The following is a 22,966-nucleotide window of genomic DNA, read 5'->3' as shown; positions in this document are numbered from 1 at the left end:
TCGTTTATCATGAGCCCAGAGTGAACGAAGTGATCATCATAGAATCACAGGAAATACCCTATGATCTCAAGGTAGTCCCGGCGACTCTAACTATCAAAATTGTGAAGATCAGCAAAAAACCCGGACCTTGGATTTCACCTGATATGTCCCTGAACACTCTGCTGAGGAGCTATATAACCAAAAAAATATTAAAAAAAGGTTTAGATTGTGACGTAGTTTGGTAGCCGCTTATTGGTTCCATAAAATTTTATGATTTCACTGTACACGTAAACCAGACGTTGGAATGGTATTCTTCCAAGGCCAGTGATGGTGTAATTTGGTGCTCGAGCATACCTGTCAATGAATGAAAGGATATTCTTTGCAACCCCCACATAACTTGACCTGTAAAGTCTGCCATGCCTATACCATCCACCAGGAGCTGTCGGACTTGCAACACTCTTCACAGAAATCGGAGCCACGTTACCAGCATTTATATTAACCGTTGCCCTGCAAAGCAGGTAAAGGAACTGCGCCATACTATACCCCTGCCCACTGATTGTCACTTTACCTGGCAATCTACCATAACGCCCATAATAAGCTCTAACCCAAGAAGCAGCGTCAGTGAGCTGTCTAACACTAATTTTAACACTCACAAAGGCTGTCAGATTATTTATTGCCAGGGTATAATTACCCGCTGAAGTCAAGGTGTAATTGAAGCTCACAACCACCACACCACCAGCAGGAACCTCCACCGTCTTTGTAGCTACTCTCCGACCATTCACTATAAGTCCAGCTGTATAATTTCCTGGCAAGTCGCCAGTATTTGTCAAATCAGCAGACACTTTAATGTTCAGTGGCGCCACTCCACTCCTTGGAGTCACCTTAAGGTTCCCTGCTGTTATGTTGATGTTTTTGATGTTGTTGCTGGTGTTAGCGTCTCTTATGGTTGTAGTTTCCAGGTAGTGTGTTGTTTCGTTGTATAGTATTGTTGTTATGATTTGATAGTTTCCTGCTGGGACGATATTCAGTGTGATTGTCTGTGTTCCTCCGCCTGGTAGTGGATCTATGTCTCGTGTGAATTCCTGGCTGTTATATTGTATTGTGATCGGGACTTGTGCGTTCGGATCTATCCTTGTTATATCTGCTTTCCCATTATTTTTAACCCTTACCTGTATACCGCCTCTTGTGCTGATATTTTCAATCATTAAGTCAACGATTAATGGTTTCTGATCCAAATTGTATGGTGTGTCACCTATACCATCACCATCGAGATCGTCTCCAGCATAATCTGACCAGTAATTACCCACTTCTGTCCCATTCCAATAATTGCCACTTAAATCTCCTGCTGTCTGGTTTGTGTTGTTAATGAAATAATTCCCAACAATAGTATTACCTGATCCATATAGTAAGATTCCATAGCTGCTGTTGGTAATGGTATTGTTACAGATGGTGTTGTTGGATCCATATAGGTAGATTCCATTGCTGTTGTTGATGATTGTGTTGTTACAGATAGTATTATTACTTGATTCATATAGGTAGATTCCCCATTGGTTGTTGGTGACGGTATTGTTACAAATAGTATTATTATCTGATCCAAGTAGGTAGATTCCCTCGTAGCTGTTGCTGGCGATGGTATTGTTACAAATAATATTATCTGATCCACCATATAGGCCGATTCCATAGCTGTTGTTGGTGATGGTATTGTTACAGATGGTATTATTACCTGATCCACTATCTAGGAAGATTCCCTCCTCGCCGTTGCTGGTGATGATATTGTTACAGATGGTATTATTACCTGATCCACTATCTAGGAAGATTCCCTCCTCGCCGTTGCTGGTGATGATATTGTTACAGATGGTGTTGTTGGATCCGGATAGGTAGATTCCGGGTTTGCCACCTGTTATTGTGAATCCTTTGACCTGTGTGTTGTTGGCTGTGACATTGAATACTGGCATGGTAGTATTGCCTGCGGATACAGTTACTGTTCCGTTAGCCTCTAATGTCAAAGCTTTGTTAACGAGCACATTTTCATTGTAGGTTCCTGAATTGACGATTAAATGATGTCCATCTGTACTGTTATCTATGGCTGCCTGGATTGTGCTGAATTCTTCAGTTGTATTTAAGTTAACTACGGTTGCTGATACCCCATTTACAAGCAGGAACGCCACTGCTAAAACTAGCACTAGAAATGAGATCCTCGACATTATTTTCACCACCTAATTATATTATTAAATCATTATTTAACATTACCTAAACCAAAAAATAGCATCATCTTAGCGGCGAATAAAAACATATAAAAAGATTTGAAGTGGGACAATTAGAAGAACTGCTTCATAAAAAAGATATAACCCCTGGATGAAATTCTTATATGATGATAAGGTCAAAGTACGCCTTCCTCCAGAGGCTCACAAGGGACCTCAAAATGAAATCAATAAGCATAGGAGAGGAACTGGAGGGAGCAACACCCCCATCGGTATTCATAGGTAGCTGGAATTACCCTAAGGTTTATGCGGGCCCCATGATAGCCCCTGTACAGGAGGAAGTGGAAATATTTGACTCCCCCGAGCGATGGATACCAGAGAGAAAGACACAGGAAGAGATCATAGACTACCGTCTCAATCTTGTAAGGGGAAAACAGCTGGTGGGCGTCCGCGACCTGGACAATCACCTCGTGGAAAAACTCCAGGAGATATCCCTCTCATCAGGGGCCATTGAAAGCGAGGCCCAGTTCAGAAGGAAACCGCGAGGACTCTTTTTCAGCGAAGAACAGACACCCCACGGTCCCAGTGCAGTTCTTGAGAACTTTGAGATAGAAAACGTGAAATGGGACCGTGAACTTGAGAGGGCCTACCACGACACTGACCTCAGGGCACGGGAGGCCATAGTCGAGCTCCACAGGAGGGGTACACCCTTCTCAGCCGTACAGAAGGCACTTTCAGTCGGTGCCCTCGGCGAAGGGAAAAGGAGAAAACTTGTACCGACAAGGTGGTCAATAACAGCCTGTGACAGCACCCTCGCCGACCACTTCCTCGAAAGGGTCCTTGAATATGAGCCCATAGACACCTTCAGGGTCCATGAGTTTGAGAGCCTCAAAAACCACTACCTGATACTCCTGACACCCTCAGAGTGGCAGTATGAATGGATGGAGGCCTTCATGAAGAGGGACGGCCGTGCAATGATATTCTCAGACCATGAGACCGGTAAGGGTAAGAGGGAATATTCAAGGGTGGGTGGCTGCTACTACAGCGCCAAGATGGCTGTCCTCGATGCCCTGGACCGGGAGGAAAAACAGGCCGGGGCAATCATCCTGAGGGAGGCCTACCCTGGCTACGTGCCCCTCGGAGTATTCAATGTGAGGGAGAACGTGAAAAATGCCATGGATACAGAACCCACCATGTTCAATGACCTGAGGGGTGCACTTGAATTCATTGACAGTAAGCTTAAACTTGGACTTGAGGCCTTCAGGGTGAGGAGCAACCTCCTGAAGGAACTTGAAATATCCAGACAGACAACCCTTGACTCGTTCTTCAGGTGATAGTATGAAGCTGAAATTCAGAGAACCCTCTGCAGGGGCGAGGAGGGCCGTGTGCCGCTCTGCACTCTACGGTGAGAAACATGACCCTGAGGCCCTGATCAGGAAGGTGACCGGACACAGATACGCCAGATTACTCAACAGCGGAAATGCAGCCATACTTCTCCTGGCCCACCGCCTTGAGGGGCCCCTCCTTGTACCAGACCAGGGCGGCTGGAGAGGATTCATGAGGATCCCTGAAATAACCGGAAGGGAGGTCCTGACCGTGAAGACAGACCTTGGGCTCCTGGACCCGGAGGTCCTCGATGCGAGACTGACTGAGACAGGTGCCAGTGCACTCCTTGTAACGAGCTTTGCAGGTTACACGGCAGAACAGCCCATCAGGGAACTTGCAGATGTCTGCAGATCCCACGGGGCTCTTCTGGTTGAGGACGCCTCAGGGAGCGTATCAGACCCCCTTGAGAGACTCTGCAATGGCAAAATCAGTGACATCATAATAGCATCCACAGGTGCCCCGAAGACCGTGAACGCAGGTGGTGGGGGATTCATATCAACATCAGTCCCGCAAATCGTGCAGCAGGACATGCTCCTCTCCGCCCTCAAAGCTGACCCATACGTGAGGGCGGCTGTGGCCCTTGAGCTGGAAGCTGCGGAGAGGAACCTTACAGAGACCCTCAGAGCCTGTAGCTACCTCAAGGAGAACCTTGAAGGGGTCCTGCACCCCGATGAGAGGGGTATAAACGTCATAATACCATCCAGTGATCCCCGTGGTGATGTGAAGCGCCTCAGAAAGGTTATAAACGCCGACGGTAGAAGCATATTCACTCCCTGTCCCTCCTATGACCGGGTCCTTGAGAATGCAGTTGCAGTTGAGGTTAAAAACCTTGATGTGGGTTCTCTGACCCCTGAAAACCTTGAGGCGATGGCCGAGTTAATCTCTTCAACCATGGGCAACTAGGCCACGGTGAGCATCGTGGTCCTCTCCATGAGGGCCTCTCCAACACCGACTGTCTCAGCCTCCCCTCCAAGGTCGTAGATCCTCCTCAGATATTCCTCATCAGGTTCGAGGACCCCATCATCCCTTTCAAAAATTGAATCCAGAAATTTAATCACTTCATCCCCACAGTCAACAAGGACGGCACAGATCTCCATCTCACCCTCTTTGATGCCCAGGAGCTCAATGGCCCTGCTTATCTGCCTCATACCTGCAACGCGGAGGCATATCTCTATCCCCATGTCACTGGAGATGTTCTGGCTCCTCTCAAAGGCCTTCAGTGCATGGATTGCCCCATGGATGGCATGTTCCCTGCCTGCAACTGCCCTGGCATCCATAAGCTGAACCGTGCATGGAAAACCTTTCATCTCATCAAGGAGCCCCGTGAGGTCTCTGACAACTCCACGGTAGCCTCTAACGTCTAAATTCATATTAGCACCCTCAATGAGTCCCTTCAGATTTTTCATTTGCCAGGAGCCTGTTAACACCGCTGAGGAAGGCCTCGACACTGGCCATTATGATGTCTGGCTGTGTGCTCCTTGCACTTATTATCCTGTCCCCGTGTCTGAGTTTTATGACAACGTCTATGAGGGCATCTGTACCCCCCGTGATGGCATCCACGTGGTACTCCTCAAGTGTTATGTCTGCAAAGTCCTCGAGGCTCTTCTTTATGGCAACTATGGCTGCGTCCACGGGACCAACACCGGTACCTGCCTCAAGTACCTCCCTGTCATCGACCCGGAGCTTGACGGATGCTGTGGGCGTCACCCGGTTACCTGAGACGATGGTGACCTCCTGGAGGTCAACCACCTTGTCCTCCATGACCCCGAGGACATCCTCGGCTATTGCCTGGAGATCCACATCGGTAACGCATTTACCCATATCCCCCAGTGTCTTGACCCTCCTGAATATCTCCATGAGTTTATCATCGGCGACCTTCATTCCGAGTTCATCAAGTCGCTTCCTGAGGGCATGGGTGCCTATATGTTTGCCCATCACGAACCTTCTCCTGTGACCAACCATCTCCGGTGTTATTGGCTCATAGGTTTCAGCCTTCTTGAGGACACCGTCGGCGTGTATCCCTGATTCATGGGCGAAGGCATTTTCTCCCACTATGGCCTTGTTTGGCTGGAGGTATACACCGGTCATCCTTGCAACCATCCTCGATGTCTCATAGAGCATCTCTATGTTGATACTGGTGTCCACATCATAGAGGGATTTAAGGGCCACGACAACCTCCTCAAGGGCTGCATTACCTGCCCTTTCACCTATACCGTTTATTGTTGCATGGACCTCCGATGCCCCCGCCCTTAGACCTGCAAGGGAGTTTGCGACTGCCAGGCCGAAGTCGTTGTGGCAGTGCACACTCAGTGGTGCCCCGAGTTCTGAGAGTCCCCTGTAGAACTCATAGGAACGTTCTGGTGTGAGTATGCCGACAGTGTCACAGGCGCATATCCTCTCTGCACCGGCCTCTATACCCTCCCTGAAGATGGTCCGGAGGAAGTCCATGTCACTTCTTGTTGAGTCCTCTGCTGAGAGTTCGACCAGAATACCATGGTCCACTGCATACTCTGTGCAGTCCACCGCCTGCTCGAGGACCTCCTCCCTTGTCTTTCGGAGTTTGTGTTCAAGGTGCAGGTCAGATGTTGGGACCACCAGGTGCACACTGTCAACGTCACATGAGATTGCAGCGTCTATGTCCTCCCGCACAGCCCTTGCGAAGCTGCAGATCTCTGCCCTCAAACCCTCGGATGTGATTTTCCTGATACCTTCCCTTTCACCCTCTGATGTGATTGCTGAGCCTGCCTCAATGATGTCTGCGCCCAGTGCATCGATTTTGAGTGCTATTCTCAGTTTTTCCTCAGGGGTGAGTGAAACCCCTGGTGTCTGTTCTCCATCCCTCAGTGTGGTATCAAGTACTCTAACCTGCAATTTAATCCCCTTTAAGGTGTTCGGAAAATAGTCATGTAGAGTTTGGTTTTAAATGGTATATATGGTTAAGTGCCCATTTATGTGCAGTGGATACTGGTGATTTCATCGTCTGTGGGTACCGGTGTCAGATACAAGCTCCACCTGACGTACTAAACCCTCTCAATGACCCTTATAACCCTTGTGAGGCTCCTGTGCATCCTCATTGAGTACCTCTCCCTGATGCTGAATCTTTCATCAATGAGGCTCTCCAGGTCGAGGTAGTGGGGTGCTGCCATGCAGATCATGCCCTCCTCTGCAAGGTTTGAGTGTGCAGAGTCCAGGAATTCCCTGTAAAGCTTCTCACTCTTCTCACCTGCAGTTGAAGCTGATATACCGTAGGGGGGATCGGTCACTATGGCGTCGACCTTCTCGTCGAGCCTCAGATCCCTTGCATCAGACCTTATAACCTCGAAGTCGGTTATACCGTAATGCTGAAGGTTTTCACGGGTGCCCTCAACCATCCTCCAGTCTATATCGGCCCCCACAACCCTCACACCCATGAGGCCCGCCTCTATGGGTATCCCGCCTGTACCGCAGAAGGGGTCAAGGAGCCTGTCACCTGCCTTCACCCCTGAGAGGTTGACCATGCACCTTGCGAGTTTGGGGCTCATTGAACCAGGGTAGAAGAAGGGTCTCTTGTGGGGTCTGGCCTGGTTGAAGTGTTCCTTGCTTATGACTGCGAGCCTCCTTGTGAGGATGAACCTGTCATCAATGAGTACCGGTCTTATCAGGGTCCAGGGCTTCTCAAGGTCAACCTTCAGTCCCGTATCCTCCTTTATGATCGCTCCGATGGTCCTCTCGAGTGTCCTGGAATCCACATCGCCGCACAGTTTTTTTATCCTCACCGCGAAGCTTTCCCTGACGTATTTACTCCAGTCAATTTCCGCTGCAGCATCATCCAGATCATCGGCAGCCGCATATCCTATGACCTCAGAGATCTCATGGGCATAGGCTAACCTTTTTTTAAGGATCTTCCATGTGCTCCTGGGAGCATCTATGACCTCATATCCACTTCCGGATTCAATAACATTGAAATCTATCCCTTCCGACCTCAAAACAGATCTTAGTTCCGCCGATGGGAGTTCCGGGTGCTCCTGTGAGAGTAACACCATCATTTCCATATTCTTGCCACCTTAGACGTGAGGATGGATGGTATTATCCTGAACATGATTCCCCTCTTCAGGAACTCCCTGATGAGGGGTGTCTGTCTGTCCATGTCCCCGTATTCTGATATTATATCCTCTGCACCGTACTCCTTCATCTTAAGGAATATGTGGTCAAGGTCCTTGTCTGAGAGTAGTCTGAATGTCTTCTGAACCCTCATCTGGTTCTTCATCTCTGACATGTGGAGCTTCCTGCAGGCATCCTCATATTTTTCGACGTCTGCATCTCCCTCAAGGACCCCCTGGATGACCTCTGCCGCCACCCCTGCAGCACGGGAAGCCAGGACTATGCCCCCACCAGTTGTGGGTTTAACCTGCCCGGCAGCATCTCCAAGAAGAATGCATCTCCCCCTTACGAGTCTCAAATCCAGGTCTGGTCTGGGGATGAACCCATGGTGGGACTCAAGGATCTCAAAGTCGCTGCTGAGGTCTGAGAGGAAGCCTTTAAGGAATTCCTTCAGGTTCTGCTGGGGTCCGAAGACACCCACCCTCGCCGTCTGTTCATCTATGGGTATCCTCCACATAAAGCCCGGAGAGAGGCGGGAGTCAACCTTGAGGTCCACGAAGTCAGTGTCCATCTCACTGTCCCTGAACCTCACAAGGTACTGTCTCGCAGGGTACCTGCTGGGTGCAGCGGACTGCCCCCTTGCATCCACAAGAACATCCGCACTGAGTTCATCGCCATTTACCCTGACATGACCTGTTTTCTCATTGAAATCCCTCACCGCAGTTCCCTTCTTCAACTCTGCGCCTGCTTCCCTCGCGAGTTCTGCCAGGTGCTGGTCATAGGCTGTCCTGTCAATTACATGGGCCTCTGGTCTGTCCTTAGAAACCCTGAGTTTTATGCCTGATGGTGAATGGAGAACAGCGCCCCTCACACTGTTCAGTATAAATTCATCAGGGAGCACGTTAACCTCCATTATTCTGTGTGATACGAGTCCTGCACACTGAAGTGGCAGACCGATTATCTTCTTCCTCTCAAAGAGACCAACCCTGAATCCTTTACTGGCTGTGAGCCTTGCAAGTGTTGAACCGGCAGGCCCGGCCCCCATTATGAGAACATCGTAATCAGTCATCCCTGCCCTCCCTTCTGTATCTCTTAAATTTCCTTGAGTGTCTCTCCATTATGGATTCATCACCGCACCTATCCACCGCAAACTTACCGTCAGATTCCTTCTCATCCTCAGGGGTCTCCCAGAATTCCGGGTCTGCAAATCCTGGCTCTCTCCTTCTACTGGATGATAGTTCCCTGAGGATCTCCTCTGCATCATCATATCCCCTCTCTGTGAACCTGCTGATATGGTACTCGATCTTTGAGGGGGATGGTGCATCCCTGAGTATTATGTTGGTGCCCTCGTGGCCCCCATGGATCTCCAGATCCGCAGAGTCAAGGAGCCTCTCTGTTATGCTCTGTGAGAAGGATACGTCCACTATCTTCCTGTGGTTTATGTAGTACCTCCTCTTCCAGAGGACCCCCTCCTCAACCATGACCCTCTGGTCGGTGATTATGTAGCGCCTGTTCCTCCAGGAGATCACATCCCAGAGGATGGAGAGGAGGATTATGATTATTATACCCGTAAGAAGCCATGCGACCTTCTCAGCTACTGTGACACCATAATTTGCAATCAGGACATTGTCAAGTGCCCCGGCTCCCTCAACTATCCCCTGGAAGAGGTATAGTATTATCACGGCTGACAGGGCCTTTATTATGGTTGATTTTGAGTTGAGGATGAACCGCGGCCTTGTCTCATATAAAATTCTCTCACCTGGATGTAACCTGTCCCTGCCAAACATGTTATCACAGAACTGACATATAGTTGTTAAAAGAAGTTAACTACAATGAGGATTAATTTGTTGTATATGTTTTTATATGTAATGGTCGGAGATTGATCCCCTCTGATGTCTCATTTAATGTATGTTAGATAGCTGGTGTGGAACCATGGAAAGGATAGTTATCGGTGAGACCCGCATAAATCTCAGGACAGAAATAAGGAACCATGGACTCTCTGGATTCGTTCTGGGAGAGAGGATGAAGCTCATGGATTATATCCGGAGAAATCCCGAGTTTTTAACATCCCTTGAACCCATAGTGGTGTCTGAGGGCCCTCTCATCGTCAGGATGATGTCCCGGGCCTCACGGAAGGCTGAGGTTGGACCCATGGCAGCGGTTGCAGGGACAATATCCCAGCTCTCACTCATGCACCTCATGGGTAAGGGTTCGCGGTGCAGCATAATCGACAACGGCGGTGACATCGCCCTTGTTAACAACCGCAAAATCACTGTGGGTCTCTATGCTGGATCTTCATCACTCTCAGGGACTGTGGGCTTCCTTCTGAAGCCAGGCGGTCCCAGGGGTGTATGCACATCCTCGGGGACTGTGGGGCACTCCATAAGCTTCGGGAGGGCAGATTCTGTGACAGTTTTTGCATCTGAGGCCAGCACAGCAGACGCCCTTGCAACCTCAATAGCAAACAGTGCTGATGGCCCTGATGACATATCAGCCGTTGAGAATGCCCTTGAAAGGGCTGATGACTTCAGGGAGCATTTCCGGGGTGTTATGGTTGTGGTGGGTGAACATGCAGGTACCGTCGGCAGAATACCTCGACTTGTAATGACTGATAGAAAGGCTGTTCTTGGTGACCTCTGGGATGAGGTATAGGAATAACTGAAAGGGCTTTAACCAGATACAATGACACCAGACAGAATAAGTAAATAAGTAATCCCTAACACTGCAAAATTAGAAGAGCACCTGATTCTAAGACAGAATTTAATGCGATCTAGTTAACCACTTTAAAAAGAAGTGGGGTTATAGGATTACAGCCTCAGATCGCCCATCAGTCATCACTTCTCAGAGCTCATAGGGTTCATCACAGGCCATAATCAGTATTAACCGAACATCACGCCGGTTTCCTGTTTGTATTCCTCCTCCTTCTCAACACCCATTATCTTATCAACGGCATCCATGAAGTCAGCCATTGTGACCTCATCACGCTCCTCCCTGATTGCAAACATACCTGCCTCGGTACATATTGCCTTTAGGTCTGCGCCTGATGCCCCATCGGTTATCCTTGCAAGGAGTTCAATATCGACCTCCTCTGCAAGGGCCATTCCTGAGGTGTGTATCTTGAGTATCTCCCTTCTACCATCCTCATTTGGTAGAGGTACCTCAATGAACCTGTCAAATCTTCCTGGACGGAGGAGTGCCGGGTCAAGTATGTCCGGTCTGTTGGTTGCTGCAACTATACCGACGTTACCCCTTGATTCGAATCCATCAAGCTCTGCAAGGAGCTGCATGAGTGTCCTCTGAACCTCCCTGTCACCGCTTGTTGAACTCTTAAGCCTCTTGGCTGCCACGGCGTCAATTTCGTCTATGAATATTATGCTCGGGGATTTCTCCTTGGCCAGCTCAAAGACTCCCCTCACGAGCCTTGCGCCCTCACCTATGTATTTCCTGACGAACTCGGATGCAACTATCTTTATGAATGTTGCATTGGTCTCATGGGCGACGGCCTTTGCCAGGAGTGTTTTACCTGTACCAGGTGGTCCATAGAGGAGTACGCCCTTGGGTGGCTCTATACCTATCTTTTCAAAGAGTTCCGGTTTTTTGAGCGGTAATTCAACTGTCTCCTTGACCTCGCGTACCTGTTCCTCAAGGCCACCTATCTGCTCATAGGAGACATCTGGTTTTTCCTCGACTTCCATGCCCGTCACAACGGGGTCCTTCTCAGATGGAAGTACATCCACTATGCTGAAGGTCTGCTGGTTCAGTGCAACCCTTGCACCGGGCTCCAGCTGCTTTCTATCTATGAATCTTGAATAATTTATTACGAAGTGGGGTCCGGTTGTACTCTTAACTGCGACCCTGTGATCATCAAGAACCTCTGTTACTGTGGCTATGACCAGTGGAGGGGTTCTGAACCTTTCGATTTCACCACGAAGGGATTTAACTTCCCTGTCAAGCCTTGTCTTCTCATTTTCAATTAAAAGTTTGTCCTTCTCAAGTTTTCTGATTTTCCACATCAGATTTCTTTTTGTCTTGGAGTTTTCCTCTTTAAGCATTCTAACTTCTTTTTTGAGGTCCTCAATCTTTTTTAATACATTCTGGGAGTTATTTTCCATGATTTTAGAACACTCCTATTTAAATTTTGTTGTATACTATCTTGTTTCTAGTAATATTTAAATATTGGGGTGGGATAAATCTAGTATAAAATAAAAAGGGATCTTCATGAGATGCGAGATTTGCGGTAAAAAGATTGTTGGAAAACCTTTAAAGACAAAAATCGACAGTTCAGTCATGGAAGTATGCAGGGAATGCTCAAAGTTCGGTAAAATCATCAGAGAACCCACAACACCCCGTAAAAAAAGTTTCAGGAAGCCCCAGAAAAGGTCCAGGAGACCTATGGATACCGTGTACGAGGTCGTTGAGGACTACGGAAGGATCATAAGAAGTGAAAGGGAGAAGAGGGACTGGTCAAGGGAGGATCTCGCTGAGAGGATCAACGAGAAGGTATCCGTCATAAACAGGATTGAATCCGAGAGGATGGAACCCGATATTAAGCTCGCAAGGAAGCTTGAAAGGCTCCTCAAAATAAAACTCCTTGAAAAATTTGAGGCCGATGATCTGGAGAAATCAGAGGGTGGCGGGTTCCGCGGAGCCACGATAGGTGACATTGCAAGAATAAAGAGGGGTTAAAGTCCCAAAAAATTATTTCTAAAAATTATTTTAGACACCCACGGAGGATATTGCAGGAATAAAAATGGATTAAAGTCCATTTCTAAAAATTATTTTAGAATCCCATTTCATCCGAATTTTCTCTTCAACTACCCTTATGGGAGTAGTATCCCCTGAGGACCCTCAGACCGCCGAACATCTCCCTGAGGTCATTGTATTCATCGTATTCACTGCTAACCACTATCACATGTGCTGGGGGGTGTATCCTTCTGATGGCCATTATGCTTCTGGTGTCATCATCTTCCACCTCAACGGCTGCCGCCACAGAGGACTTCATGCGGAGTTCCCCGAGTATGGATGATGCCATCCTGTCTGCAATATCATTCCTCAGAATCCTGGGTTTTCCACGGACCTTAAGGCCGGCATGCCTTTCAAGGTCCGCTATGGCGTTCAGAATCTTCTTCCTGCTATCTGCCCTCAGAATTATTAGAGACACGTTTTAACCCCTTCTGAATGAACTTATAAGGCTGCTCCTGAAGAGGACGAGGAGCACCATGATGAATCCCAGTGCCGTCTGGATGTTACCAAGTATCTCAAGGAGCCCTGAACTAACGGGCAGTTCCATCGGAGGGGCTGTCCTATCATCTGGTAGGGGTGTGTAGTAGACACCTACAGCCCTTGAACTTGGCTTCACATTTATGTCCTTTGGCTCCACATAGTTGACTCCCACAAGGAACCCGTTCTTTATGGCCCTGTTTATAGATCTGGCTATTGCCTCTGCACTGTAACCGTTCTTCTTCACCGATGCCCTCACAATCTCCTGGGTTGTCTGAACAACACCGGCCTCCTCTGTCCCGTAGACCGAGACAGATACAGAGCCGTTGGTCACGGTTATGGCGTCCTTGAGAGCCTCATATGCATAGATAACCTTTAACTTACTGCCATCCACCGGACAGGTCTGGTAGTTCTCTGCAGCAGGGTACCCTATGCTCCAGCCACACTCATCGCATACCTTGACGTAGGGTTCATCCATGGGGTAACCGGTCTCATTGAGGTCCGCTGGTGTGAACATGTCCCCTGTGGATACCCCTGAGACAAGGTTAACTGCACCACCACCATACTTTTCACCGGCGTCCTTTGAAACCTCCTCAAAGACCTTTCCCACGATGTAAGTGGCAGAGTAGCCGTCCCTTATCATCTTACCTATGTTAACGGCTGTCTCCTGACGTACACGGGTTGCTGTACCATACTTGGGGTTTCCATGCGTGTTCCTCAGGTGTATTATGGCTCCCCTCTTACCTGGAGGAAGAACCGCAAGACCCCCAGAGTAGGGTGTAACTGTTATGGTACCGTCATCCTCCACGATAACCACGTAGGCATCGAAGGAACCACCCACAGCTGCACCTATGCTGGGACCTCCGCACATGACCCTGATTCCCTGGTAACTGTTGGCTGCTGATGCCGCCTCAGCCGCTGTTGCACCATTCTCCAGGCGGTTTATAACGTCCATTATTGCCATGAGCCTCGGTGTTGATGCACCTTCACCACCTGAGAGGACAGCGAACCTCTTCTCCTTGGACATGAGGAAGGTTGACTGGAACATGTTCTGGGCGAAGGACATACTCCCGGCTGCAGCACCATTAGGATCCGCTCCTGTGGGGTCTGTGATTACAATAACGTTCATTGTGGCGGATACCGGACCTATAAGCAGGTTGAAGATGAATATGAGAGCTAACAGTCTACCGAGCCTGTTCATCAGCCCACTCCCCCTGTTCTGTTGGTAACTTTAACCGTGGCGAAGTCCTCGATAACATTAACAGTGACTATGCCTGTTCTGGTGTCCACCTTCACATCAGCGGCTGCTATGGGCGTTACACGGGTGCCGGGAATTGTTGTCATCTTAACAAACTTCTCGGCATTCTCCATCGCCTCTGAAAGGGGAACCTTTCTCTTGGAGGTTACAAGCACCTCTCCCTTTATGTAGCTTCCGGGCCGGAAACCCGCAGCATATACATTTGCTTTTATGGAGGACAGTGGAACTATATCGTTACCCTTAACTATGACACCTGCTATTGGAACTCCACCTGTATCCTCCATTGATGATGCGTAGGCAAGATAGGTCATAGCACGACCTGAGAGGATCAGGATGAATGCCAGCAGGAGTATCACGAGGGTATCCCTTCTGATCTTTATGAGCATAACAGTTCACCTTTAACTGCGTTTCATCACAGTTACTGAATAGTTAGTTCTCTGACTCCATCTTTATAAAGATTGACCACAGAAATGAACATCCATCCAATGCAGAGCTGAAACCGGACCCCCTGAATCCACCGCAGAGATGGACTCCCGATCACGGCTGAGACCAGGAACCGTTACAAGCTGCGATACAGTAGTCACATCCTGATCTCATCTATTATCCCTGCAGCCGGGTCCATTCCCTGGGCTCCGAGGAGGAGGATGGTATCATGGGGTTTCGCGGCATCCAGCACCATCCTCAGGGCGTCCCTGAGTTTCTCCACGTGGATGTAGGATGCACCCCTCTCATCAAGGACCCCAAGGAATGCTCTTCTCTCATTTTCAAGTACCCTGTTCTGTTCATCAACAACGTCACTGCTTGAGGTTACTATGAGTTCTGCATTGAGGCCCCTGAGGGAATCTGCAAGGGCGGCTGCGTTCATCACATTTATATCCTCTCCACGGGAGCCCCTGATGGCATTCACCACCCACAGCCTCCCCCTGAGATTCGCTGCAGCGCTCCTCACGGTGGACCTGATACCTGAGGGGTTGTGGGCGAAGTCGTCTATGACAAGGGGCTCAGCCATGAGGACCGAAAACCTCCTCTTGAGGGGCCTGTATGTTTTAACACCCATCCTTATGTCCTCGGGGGAGAAGCCCAGTTCCAGACATGCTGCAGCGGCAGCCAGGGTGTTCTGTATGAAGTGCTCACTCCTGAAGGGGAGTTCCTCTGCAGGGATTATGAGGTCCCCTCCAATGTGGATGCCCTCCCCATCATACCTCACAGGGGAGTCCGAGCCGTAAAAGACCACACTGAGACCCGGGTTCACATGGGCCATTGCCCTCACACGTTCATCGTCGGCATTGAGTACAGCCACCCCAGATTCGATGGCCCTCAGGGCCCCTGCTACCTCCCTGAAGACATCTTCCACAGATTCAACGAGCCCTATATGGTCCATTGCAACGTTTGTTATGACGACCACCTCAGGCCCTATGGCCGCGGTCATCATGCGGGCGTGGTCCCTCATGACCCTTCCAAGCCACCCCTGCACCTCTGAGACCTCTATAACCATGAATTCAGGTGCCCCATCAGATGAGGCCTCGGCTATCTGCTGTGACACCACCGGGTCTATGAGGGTGTTGAACTCTGACCTTGAATCTGTGTTTGTGTAGGATGAAGCACCGGTGGTCTCTATTATATGATGGATCATGTGGGTTGTGGTGGACTTCCCATTGGTACCCGTGACCACAACCCTTCTGGAGGAGGGGGCGAATCGCTCTATTGCCCAGGAGAGTGCAAGGGCATTTGCATTCTCAATCCTGTCAACGAGGATAACCGGGAGCCCGTGCTCTTCGGCTAGCCTGGAAGACTTTCCCCGGAGATCCTGGGTTATGATGGCGGATACACCCCTTTCTGAGGCGATTTCAATGCCCTTCTCATCGATCCAGTGTCTTATAACAATGTCACCTGCTTCAGCAGCTCCAAGGGTCGTGAATATCCCCCGAAATGCTCTATCTGGACCTTTGAGTCTTCCTGAAATCTTATCTGCGATTTCATGGAGATACATGACCTTCACCCATCAGAGGATACTCCCTGTCATGTAGAGTCCCAGTGCACAGACAATCAGTGTTATGAGCCAGTAGAGGAGCACTATCCTCCTCTCGGACATCCCACGGTAGTGGAGTGTGTGGTGCAGCGGTTCAACCGGGAGTCTTATAACCCCTGCACGGTGGAGGAGACTCACGATAACCGAGACCACAGGCACTGCTATTGCAAGGACACCGAAGTAAACCGTGTCTGTGAGCATCACTGCAGTTGCATAGCCTGCCCCCAGGGCAAATGAACCGGTATCACCCATGAATATGCTCGCGGGGTGTCTGTTGAATACGAGGAACCCGGCACACATCCCGGCCAGTGCCAGGAAGGGCAGGGCCTGACCCGCTAGGCCAAGGAAAATTGCGCAGGATAAGGATGCTATGAGCATTATCCCGGCTGCCATCCCATCCATTCCATCTATGAGGTTAACTGCGTTTATGGCCCCTACCATACCTGCTATGACGATGGGTGCGGCTGCAAGACCCAGGTAGAACCCTCCGAGCTTACCAACAGCTCCTGAGAGTACAAGGAAGACACCTATCAGTAGCTGGGCCAGTATCTTCTCACCCTCACTCACCTCATTCTTTATTGGAGCCTCACCAACCACCTCAACAAGTCCCTCAGAGAGCAGAGCCTCAACATCCCTCTTTGCCTTGTCTGTTGCCGCCCTTGCCTCCTCTCCGGGCTTCAGTACAAGCTGGCCAACCTCCAGGGGCCCTTCAGATACGTTCCTTATTATCCTCTGGACCTCCTTCACCTTGAGGCCCAGAAGGTCATCCAGAAGGCCTACAATTGCTGCTGTGAGGACTATGAGTGATGTCAGGACGAGGTAGGGGTTGTTTCGATAGAGTACCGTTACAAGGAGGAGAGCCAGTAGCATCCCAAGCCCCCCCATTGTAGGTGTTCCTGCCTTGTGGCTGTGCTCAGTGACTATTGGTTTATCACCGATATCCGCACTCCTCAGAATGTTCCTTATAAAGAGCGTGAATACTGCAGCTGAAACAGCGCTTATAATGAAAACCATCAAAAACTCCATCATATCACCTGCCTTCTGTGTACATCAAGATCACCAAGTTTTTTAATGACCAGTTCAAGCAGTTCAGGATCATTGGCCCCCACAGTTACCCTCATATGGTTCCTCGGGCCGTGAAGCACCCATCTTGTCCCATCTGGCATGACGGACTCCAGGTCCACAGGGTTACCTATGGGTATCTCAACAGCATAATGGTTCTTCCTCCTGATTTCGGCCGGTTTCCAGTTTCCTGCTGCCATGTCCACAAGGCAGTGCATGGGATTTATCCCTGTTGCCGCCTCTGAGATGTACCTGGTCCCGCTTGGGCGTGTGTTGACCTCTATGGCATAGAGTTTTCCATCCTCTGAGACTATCATGTCAACATCGGTGTTACCCTCCGCACCAAGGAGTTCGGTGACTTCTGAAGCCATTGCAAGGGCCTCCATTCCATCGAATCCCCTGATAATAGCGGGGGCCCTCTTCACCTTCTTCAGGGGGTGCAGTCCGTCCATCCTTGTGTCTCCCTTATCAACGGCCACCAGGGGGAGGGTTTCATCATTCCATCGGAGTACCTCAACGGATATTTCACGGCCCTGTATGTATTCCTCCATGAGGGCATGGTCATGGGCGTGGAGATACTCCCTGACATCAGAAGGGGTGGCTGCGACCATCACACCTGAACCGCCCTGTCCCTCCCTCTGCTTGAGAACCACCGGCATTTCAGTTACATCCTCCGGTGAATCGATTAAACCGTATTCCGGCGTTCTTATCCTGTTTCTGGAGAAGAACTCCTTGGTTTTAAATTTATCTGTGGATATCTCAGCAGCCTCCGGCCCTGATGCAACCACCGGCACTCCGTAGTCAGCCTCAAGTTTCTCCTTGAGCCAGGCCACATCCCTGAGGGGTCCGTCGACACCTATCAGGGGTACCACCGCATCAACGTCCTCCCTGAGCGCTATTTCCAGAGGGCCCTCCATGCCCCTGGGTACTATGTGGTATGAATCGGCTAGTTCAAGGTTTGGGGCGTCCGGATTTGACTCGGAGAGGATGGTGGTCACGCCCATCGCTGAGGCGTACTCTGCAACGTCATTGAAGAGTCTTGAACCTATGAACAGAATCCTCATGATGATCACTCAAAAAAATCAAGGACTGGTTTACTCTTTGGTGGGATCTTATAAAAACTTAATCTTGACCTGTTGAGTTCAGGTAAAATTCATCCAGAATTCTCAATACCCCCAAAATACAGGGCTGATTGAATTCAACCCTAAAAATCATCCGCAGCTTCCAAAGTCATCAAGGGCAGAGATTATCATCCCTGCGAGGTCATGTACAGCGTCTTCAACCGGGGGTGAGAGTCCAGTCCCAAATTCAAGGTTTTCTGGCTGTACACCCATGAGGGCAATCCTGTAATCACCCTGATCCTCAAGGTACCTCACAAGGAAGGATAGGGGCATGGCATGGGTGGATATGCTGTACTCTGATATATTATCCCTCTCAATGAGCCTTACGGTTCCCGGCTCCTCTCTCATCTCAACAGCGTCCACAATCAGTATGTGGCTCGGTCTTTCGGAGCGTATTTTTCCTGTGAAGTTTTCAGGCACCGTGCCTGCATTGATAAGTAGATGTCCCCTCTCCTCCATTGCCTCCTGGATGAGGGACGCCAGGTATGGGCCAAGGCCATCATCGGACCTCAATTCATTCCCGACTGTGAGGACGAGGAGCCTTCTGCAGTCAGTGAGAAAATCACTCAGAAGCCGCTTCAACGTGATAGAAACCACCAGAAATAATCAGATTTTAGATAAATCATATGATGGATGCTTCGACCGAATCAAGGCCGCCACCCATCCTGTATGAAAGTTTTATCTCGACCTCACCTTTATCTCCGGTCTCCCCGAGGGGTATGATGAGCGGGGGGTTCATCATGGGTGTGGGGCCGCATATGATTCCAGGAGCCGTCAGGGTAAAGGATATTATTCTGATGGCGTTGAAGGGACTCGATGCCTGCAGCTTCAATGAACCCCTGAAAATCTCAGGGAGGTTCCCCCTGAACTCGACCCGGTCATAAACCCTCATCGGACCTGAGGAGGGTTGTGAAAGATTTTCATCATACATGATGTTTTCAAAGTTCACGGTGACGGGTTCTGCTGCATTGAAGACTGCCTGTGGTATTACAGTCCCATCATCCCTCAGGAACTTTAGGGCCCTCCTTAGAACCGGGACCTGCTCCTCATCTATGAGTGCTGTGTCAAGCATCTCACATATGATCGTGTCAGCCAGAGTGAATTCATAGTGCAGGGCGTCCTCGTTGACAACACTGACGTTATCCAGACCTGATAGGTTCTCCCTTGCACATGCAGCTATCTTTGGGTCCCTTTCAATTGCAATGACACGATCAGCATGCTCTGACGCAAAGAATGAGAGGATCCCACTGCCTGCCCCGAGGTCATAGGTAAGGCCCCTGGCCCTGGATGATATGGCCTCACGGAAGGCTGCGAGGCGTTCATGATCCCCCAGAAGGTTTCCGTGATACGGTGTGACCCTGAATCTCATTTAGTTACTGAAGGCCTTGCTGGATCAGTGTTCATGTTCTATTTTCTGTTCGGTTGATGTGCTGGTGAGCCTCACGTGTTCAACGCCCTTGAGCCTCATCATCTTCTCGGTGAGTTCCCTTATCTTTGCAACATCTCCCTTAACCACTATGACCTCAAGGCAGTGTCTTTCGGTCATGTGTACGTGCATAACAGCGTTGATGTATTCACGGTAGTCGTGCTGTATGTCTGCAAGGTCCTCCATGACCCCTGTGTAGTGGTGGTCATAGATCACAGCAATAATACCGATTCGCTCACCTTCCATTTCATTCATCCACTGGTACCTTACAATGTAGTCCTTAAGGGCGTCTCTTATGCCCTTTGATCTTGACTGGTAGCCACGATCCCTTAGAACTTCATCAAATTCATTTAAGAGCTTTTTTGGCAGAGACATGCTTATTCTCATCATAACTATTACCCCACAAGTGGTTTGATATGAATTTATTATATTATTATTCTAAAGTCATATTTAAACTTTTTTTACCTTGCAGTATTGTCTGCAGAAAACAACAAGTTATTACATGAATAATTAACACGACTATTTAAATGCATCGCAGACACCATGGCTGTCCCCGAGGATAAAAGATACAGTGATATCGGCACCGGCAGAATTGAATAACAATGCCCTCAGGATAACAAAGCATAAAAAGATACAGTGATATATTAATTAGAAGTATGACTTTGAGGGATTTCAATGAAGGTTAAAGAAGCCATGAACCCTGAGATAATAACTGTAAGCCCCGAAACAAGGCCCCTCGAGGCCTTCGAGAAGATGTACAAACATGGAGTCCGGAGGCTCTTCGTACTCGAAGATGATGGTAAACCTGTGGGTGTGGTATCCTACACTGACCTAATAGGAGTTCTTGGAACCATAAAACCCGACAGTGAACACCCTGAGAGGGACCTTAAGGTGAGGGACATAATGGTGGATGAGGTGATAACCATCTCCGCAGATGACAACATAGAGGACGCCGCCAACCTCATGCTGAGGGCTGATATATCAGGACTCCTTGTAATGGATGATGAAAGACCAGTGGGAGTCATAACAAAAACTGACATATGCCGGCTGGTTGCAGCTGAGATACTGGTTCCCTCCTGATGTCCAGGAGTGAGTGACCACAAGTAACTGGAGGTCCCCATTGAAGATTATAACCAGAAAGGAAAACATGGTCTACAGGGAAATCAGGTACATGCAGCTTGACCTTAACGCCCCCGTATCTGAGGATATGCTCAAAAGGAACCTTGACCTGCCAGAACACGAATACCATGACACCATCACAGCTCTTGAGAATAAGGGACTTATTTCACGGGAAAATGGCCGTATAGTGGCCGAAAACCTCGATGAAGAGGTCAGGGTGATGGAGACCCAGGAAGATGTCAGGGTCGCTGAACTCAACCAGATCGAAGAGGAGGCCCTCAGGATCCTCAGGGAAATCGGGAGTGGAGCTCCAATCCCACGCTACCTCCTTGAGGGCCACCTCCTCTACGGTCCTCTTAAACTTGGGACCAGAAGGATGTACAACATCATCCTCTCCCTTGAAAACAGGGGACTCATTGAAAGGGTCCTCCTTGAGGATGGTGAGTACTACCGTCCAATCATGGAGAAGACAGAAAATTGATCCAGGGATTTAAAGTCCCTGCCAGGTAAAAACAGGGACTAGAGCTCCAGGTCCCCGGTTACAGGGAGACCTCTGAGCCATCCGAGGTCGCTCTGGTAGAGCATCCTTATATCCTTTATATCAAATCTTATCATGGCAAGCCTCTCTATACCGAGACCAAAGGCGGCTACAGGTGTTTCAACTCCCAGAGGTTCCAGGACCTCGGGCCTGAACATGCCGGCCCCACCAAGCTCTATCCAGCTTTTTTTCTCAGGGAGATAGATTTCACATTCGGTTGATAGGTATGTGTATGGGAAGTAGGCCGGTCTGAACCTGACCTCAAATCCAAGTTTCCTGTAGAACTCCCTCAGTATACCCAGAAGATTCCTGAAGTTAACCTCATCCCCTGCAACGATCCCCTCAACCTGATGAAACTCAGGGAGGTGCTTGTAGGTGATGGTCTCCCTCCTGAAAACACGTCCAACAGAAAACATCTTGAGGGGCGGTTTGTTCTCACTGAGGAACCTTGCAGAGACGCAGGTCGTATGGGTCCTGAGCACGCTCTGTCTTGCAACATCTCTGTCCCATTCGTACTGCCAGCCCTCTGATCCTGTTGAACCGCCGGTTTCATGTGCGTCCTGCACAGCCCTTACAAGGTCCTCACAGGGGAGATCCGTGACGGCGGGGTTTTTAACATAGAAGGTGTCCTGCATCTCCCTTGCAGCGTGGTCCTGGGGCTGGAAGAGGCAGTCAAAGTTCCAGAAGGCAGACTCGACGATGGGGCCCCTTGACTCTGTGAATCCAAGTTTAAGGAATATTGACCTTATCTCATCGATTATGCGCCTCAGAGGGTGCATCTTTCCCGGGTAGACCAGAGGGTACTCTGCATCAATGTTGTATCCCCTGTAGTGGAGTTTTCTCCAGGCCCCGCTCTTGAGGTGTTCATGGGTGACCTGTGTTGCCTCCTCAACTATCTCGATTCCCCTTTCAAGGAGTTTCCTGCCCTCTGTGGTGAGTTCAATGGTATGCCTCTTAATTTTCCTTATATCAACTATTCCCTTTCGTCCCTTAAGATCCTTCAGTGCACCCCTGAGTTCATCAGGGAGTTCTCTGATCCTCACGGATCCCCTTTCAAGTAAGAGTTCCAGCAGCCTCTCATCCGCACCCCTTTCAGGTGCTTCATCGCTCACCGCTGAGACCATCCCCTGGCTTATCCTACCCCATCCCTTCCTCATGAGCCAGCCAATACCAATACCTGCCTCTTTCTTATCAAGACCCGCTCTCCTGGAAAGTTCTGACATTTCAAGCTCTTCTTCACCTTTAAGGGCCTCAATGAGTCTGCGCTCAGGAAGTCCCTCCCTGGCACAGGACTCTCCATCCTCTGTGAGGGATACAACCTCATCCGCGTCCTTCATAACCCTCACAAATCCCCTTGATTCAAGTGCGCCTGACGCACTCATGACAGATTTTATATCAATTTTCTGGGATTCTGCTATTTCTTCAGGCTTTAATGGTTTATCTGAGCCTTCGAATGCTTTCAGAACCTTCTTCTCGTAAATGTGAAGCTGGTCAATGATCCTGTCAAGATCCATCATAATAATTCTCCTCCAGTTTACTCAAATAAG

The 22,966-nt window shown here is 49.4% G+C and carries 23 protein-coding genes; 6 read left to right on the top strand and 17 right to left on the bottom strand.

Annotated elements, in window-relative coordinates:
- Nucleotides 1-200: 200 nt before the first annotated feature.
- On the bottom strand, nt 201-2,183 hold the full coding sequence (locus C7452_RS03290; protein WP_115892219.1) for a NosD domain-containing protein: 1,983 nt from the start codon (nt 2,181-2,183) through the stop codon (nt 201-203).
- A 167-nt stretch (nt 2,184-2,350) separates the two neighbouring features.
- On the opposite strand from C7452_RS03290, the gene C7452_RS03285 reads away from it, so the two are divergent.
- Nucleotides 2,351-3,514, top strand: a complete 1,164-nt coding sequence (locus C7452_RS03285; RefSeq protein ID WP_048176563.1) for an Nre family DNA repair protein — start codon at nt 2,351-2,353, stop codon at nt 3,512-3,514.
- A gap of 4 nt (nt 3,515-3,518) precedes the next feature.
- Complete coding sequence (locus C7452_RS03280) at nt 3,519-4,469, top strand: DegT/DnrJ/EryC1/StrS family aminotransferase (protein ID WP_115892218.1); 951 nt, start codon at nt 3,519-3,521, stop codon at nt 4,467-4,469.
- Here C7452_RS03280 and cgi121 read toward each other — a convergent pair.
- From cgi121 to C7452_RS03255, 5 genes are all read right to left on the bottom strand, one after another.
- Complete coding sequence (cgi121, locus tag C7452_RS03275; RefSeq protein WP_115892516.1) at nt 4,466-4,936, bottom strand: KEOPS complex subunit Cgi121; 471 nt, start codon at nt 4,934-4,936, stop codon at nt 4,466-4,468. The genes C7452_RS03280 and cgi121 overlap by 4 nt on opposite strands.
- 10 nt (nt 4,937-4,946) lie before the next feature.
- The gene (locus C7452_RS03270; protein WP_115892217.1) at nt 4,947-6,437 is read right to left on the bottom strand and encodes a 2-isopropylmalate synthase; all 1,491 of its coding nucleotides are present in this window, start codon (nt 6,435-6,437) and stop codon (nt 4,947-4,949) included.
- 149 nt (nt 6,438-6,586) lie between these two features.
- Complete coding sequence (locus C7452_RS03265) at nt 6,587-7,591, bottom strand: TIGR01177 family methyltransferase (protein WP_245942812.1); 1,005 nt, start codon at nt 7,589-7,591, stop codon at nt 6,587-6,589.
- Nucleotides 7,588-8,715: a geranylgeranyl reductase family protein gene (locus C7452_RS03260; protein WP_115892215.1), complete on the bottom strand. Its 1,128-nt coding sequence runs from the start codon at nt 8,713-8,715 to the stop codon at nt 7,588-7,590. Before C7452_RS03260 ends, C7452_RS03265 begins: the two co-directional genes overlap by 4 nt.
- On the bottom strand, nt 8,708-9,433 hold the full coding sequence (locus C7452_RS03255; protein WP_115892214.1) for a PH domain-containing protein: 726 nt from the start codon (nt 9,431-9,433) through the stop codon (nt 8,708-8,710). Before C7452_RS03255 ends, C7452_RS03260 begins: the two co-directional genes overlap by 8 nt.
- Before the next feature lie 145 nt (nt 9,434-9,578).
- Between C7452_RS03255 and C7452_RS03250 the strand changes: the two genes are divergently transcribed.
- Nucleotides 9,579-10,298: a UPF0280 family protein gene (locus C7452_RS03250; RefSeq protein WP_115892213.1), complete on the top strand. Its 720-nt coding sequence runs from the start codon at nt 9,579-9,581 to the stop codon at nt 10,296-10,298.
- Nucleotides 10,299-10,525: 227 nt separating this feature from the next.
- Here C7452_RS03250 and C7452_RS03245 read toward each other — a convergent pair whose 3' ends face one another.
- A complete protein-coding gene (locus tag C7452_RS03245) occupies nt 10,526-11,758 on the bottom strand; it encodes a proteasome-activating nucleotidase (protein ID WP_048175462.1) in 1,233 nt (410 codons plus the stop codon).
- A gap of 106 nt (nt 11,759-11,864) precedes the next feature.
- Here C7452_RS03245 and C7452_RS03240 point away from each other — a divergent pair, with 106 nt between their 5' ends.
- Entirely contained in the window at nt 11,865-12,332 is a 468-nt protein-coding gene (locus tag C7452_RS03240; RefSeq protein WP_115892212.1) for a multiprotein bridging factor aMBF1, read from the top strand.
- A gap of 124 nt (nt 12,333-12,456) precedes the next feature.
- On the opposite strand, the gene C7452_RS03235 is transcribed toward C7452_RS03240, so the two are convergent.
- The 9 genes from C7452_RS03235 to nikR form a co-directional block, all read right to left on the bottom strand.
- A complete protein-coding gene (locus C7452_RS03235) occupies nt 12,457-12,807 on the bottom strand; it encodes a DUF356 domain-containing protein (RefSeq protein ID WP_115892211.1) in 351 nt (116 codons plus the stop codon).
- 3 nt (nt 12,808-12,810) lie between these two features.
- Entirely contained in the window at nt 12,811-14,067 is a 1,257-nt protein-coding gene (locus C7452_RS03230) for a hypothetical protein (RefSeq protein WP_048175465.1), read from the bottom strand.
- Nucleotides 14,067-14,510 (bottom strand): hypothetical protein, encoded by a 444-nt coding sequence (locus C7452_RS03225; protein ID WP_010876372.1) that lies wholly within the window; start codon nt 14,508-14,510, stop codon nt 14,067-14,069. Before C7452_RS03225 ends, C7452_RS03230 begins: the two co-directional genes overlap by 1 nt.
- 194 nt (nt 14,511-14,704) lie before the next feature.
- Nucleotides 14,705-16,114: a Mur ligase family protein gene (locus C7452_RS03220; protein ID WP_115892210.1), complete on the bottom strand. Its 1,410-nt coding sequence runs from the start codon at nt 16,112-16,114 to the stop codon at nt 14,705-14,707.
- Between the two features lie 12 nt (nt 16,115-16,126).
- The gene (locus C7452_RS03215) at nt 16,127-17,182 is read right to left on the bottom strand and encodes an MraY family glycosyltransferase (RefSeq protein ID WP_115892209.1); all 1,056 of its coding nucleotides are present in this window, start codon (nt 17,180-17,182) and stop codon (nt 16,127-16,129) included.
- A complete protein-coding gene (locus tag C7452_RS03210; protein ID WP_115892208.1) occupies nt 17,179-18,279 on the bottom strand; it encodes an ATP-grasp domain-containing protein in 1,101 nt (366 codons plus the stop codon). Before C7452_RS03210 ends, C7452_RS03215 begins: the two co-directional genes overlap by 4 nt.
- A 147-nt stretch (nt 18,280-18,426) precedes the next feature.
- Nucleotides 18,427-18,918, bottom strand: coding sequence for a hydrogenase maturation peptidase HycI (gene hycI, locus C7452_RS03205; RefSeq protein WP_245942811.1), 492 nt, complete (start codon nt 18,916-18,918; stop codon nt 18,427-18,429).
- Nucleotides 18,919-18,958: 40 nt separating this feature from the next.
- A complete protein-coding gene (locus C7452_RS03200) occupies nt 18,959-19,705 on the bottom strand; it encodes a methyltransferase domain-containing protein (RefSeq protein ID WP_115892206.1) in 747 nt (248 codons plus the stop codon).
- Between the two features lie 24 nt (nt 19,706-19,729).
- The gene (nikR, locus tag C7452_RS03195; protein ID WP_010876378.1) at nt 19,730-20,152 is read right to left on the bottom strand and encodes a nickel-responsive transcriptional regulator NikR; all 423 of its coding nucleotides are present in this window, start codon (nt 20,150-20,152) and stop codon (nt 19,730-19,732) included.
- 285 nt (nt 20,153-20,437) lie between these two features.
- On the opposite strand from nikR, the gene C7452_RS03190 reads away from it, so the two are divergent.
- Nucleotides 20,438-20,842: a CBS domain-containing protein gene (locus C7452_RS03190; RefSeq protein WP_010876379.1), complete on the top strand. Its 405-nt coding sequence runs from the start codon at nt 20,438-20,440 to the stop codon at nt 20,840-20,842.
- 40 nt (nt 20,843-20,882) lie between these two features.
- Complete coding sequence (locus tag C7452_RS03185; protein ID WP_231855359.1) at nt 20,883-21,362, top strand: hypothetical protein; 480 nt, start codon at nt 20,883-20,885, stop codon at nt 21,360-21,362.
- A gap of 38 nt (nt 21,363-21,400) precedes the next feature.
- Here C7452_RS03185 and pheS read toward each other — a convergent pair whose 3' ends face one another.
- Nucleotides 21,401-22,936, bottom strand: coding sequence for a phenylalanine--tRNA ligase subunit alpha (pheS, locus tag C7452_RS03180; RefSeq protein ID WP_115892205.1), 1,536 nt, complete (start codon nt 22,934-22,936; stop codon nt 21,401-21,403).
- Between the last annotated feature and the right edge of the window lie 30 nt (nt 22,937-22,966).

It is taken from the genome of Methanothermobacter defluvii (assembly GCF_003385755.1).
In the GTDB taxonomy this organism is placed as follows: domain Archaea; phylum Methanobacteriota; class Methanobacteria; order Methanobacteriales; family Methanothermobacteraceae; genus Methanothermobacter; species Methanothermobacter thermautotrophicus.
Note: the sequence above shows the minus strand (reverse complement) of the source record. Positions and strands in the feature narration are given on the sequence as shown.

What these genes read in the sequence shown, in the direction of transcription:
- nikR (WP_010876378.1), bottom strand. Translation starts at nt 20,152, where the DNA reads ATGATGAGAATAAGCATGTCTCTGCCAAAAAAGCTCTTAAATGAATTT.
- C7452_RS03190 (WP_010876379.1), top strand. Translation starts at nt 20,438, where the DNA reads ATGAAGGTTAAAGAAGCCATGAACCCTGAGATAATAACTGTAAGCCCC.
- C7452_RS03290 (WP_115892219.1), bottom strand. Translation starts at nt 2,183, where the DNA reads ATGTCGAGGATCTCATTTCTAGTGCTAGTTTTAGCAGTGGCGTTCCTG.
- C7452_RS03240 (WP_115892212.1), top strand. Translation starts at nt 11,865, where the DNA reads ATGAGATGCGAGATTTGCGGTAAAAAGATTGTTGGAAAACCTTTAAAG.
- C7452_RS03215 (WP_115892209.1), bottom strand. Translation starts at nt 17,182, where the DNA reads ATGATGGAGTTTTTGATGGTTTTCATTATAAGCGCTGTTTCAGCTGCA.
- C7452_RS03230 (WP_048175465.1), bottom strand. Translation starts at nt 14,067, where the DNA reads ATGAACAGGCTCGGTAGACTGTTAGCTCTCATATTCATCTTCAACCTG.
- C7452_RS03220 (WP_115892210.1), bottom strand. Translation starts at nt 16,114, where the DNA reads ATGTATCTCCATGAAATCGCAGATAAGATTTCAGGAAGACTCAAAGGT.
- C7452_RS03280 (WP_115892218.1), top strand. Translation starts at nt 3,519, where the DNA reads ATGAAGCTGAAATTCAGAGAACCCTCTGCAGGGGCGAGGAGGGCCGTG.
- C7452_RS03265 (WP_245942812.1), bottom strand. Translation starts at nt 7,591, where the DNA reads ATGATGGTGTTACTCTCACAGGAGCACCCGGAACTCCCATCGGCGGAA.
- C7452_RS03255 (WP_115892214.1), bottom strand. Translation starts at nt 9,433, where the DNA reads ATGTTTGGCAGGGACAGGTTACATCCAGGTGAGAGAATTTTATATGAG.
- C7452_RS03285 (WP_048176563.1), top strand. Translation starts at nt 2,351, where the DNA reads ATGATAAGGTCAAAGTACGCCTTCCTCCAGAGGCTCACAAGGGACCTC.
- C7452_RS03245 (WP_048175462.1), bottom strand. Translation starts at nt 11,758, where the DNA reads ATGGAAAATAACTCCCAGAATGTATTAAAAAAGATTGAGGACCTCAAA.
- C7452_RS03210 (WP_115892208.1), bottom strand. Translation starts at nt 18,279, where the DNA reads ATGAGGATTCTGTTCATAGGTTCAAGACTCTTCAATGACGTTGCAGAG.
- cgi121 (WP_115892516.1), bottom strand. Translation starts at nt 4,936, where the DNA reads ATGAATTTAGACGTTAGAGGCTACCGTGGAGTTGTCAGAGACCTCACG.
- C7452_RS03225 (WP_010876372.1), bottom strand. Translation starts at nt 14,510, where the DNA reads ATGCTCATAAAGATCAGAAGGGATACCCTCGTGATACTCCTGCTGGCA.
- C7452_RS03260 (WP_115892215.1), bottom strand. Translation starts at nt 8,715, where the DNA reads ATGACTGATTACGATGTTCTCATAATGGGGGCCGGGCCTGCCGGTTCA.
- C7452_RS03200 (WP_115892206.1), bottom strand. Translation starts at nt 19,705, where the DNA reads ATGAGATTCAGGGTCACACCGTATCACGGAAACCTTCTGGGGGATCAT.
- pheS (WP_115892205.1), bottom strand. Translation starts at nt 22,936, where the DNA reads ATGATGGATCTTGACAGGATCATTGACCAGCTTCACATTTACGAGAAG.
- C7452_RS03250 (WP_115892213.1), top strand. Translation starts at nt 9,579, where the DNA reads ATGGAAAGGATAGTTATCGGTGAGACCCGCATAAATCTCAGGACAGAA.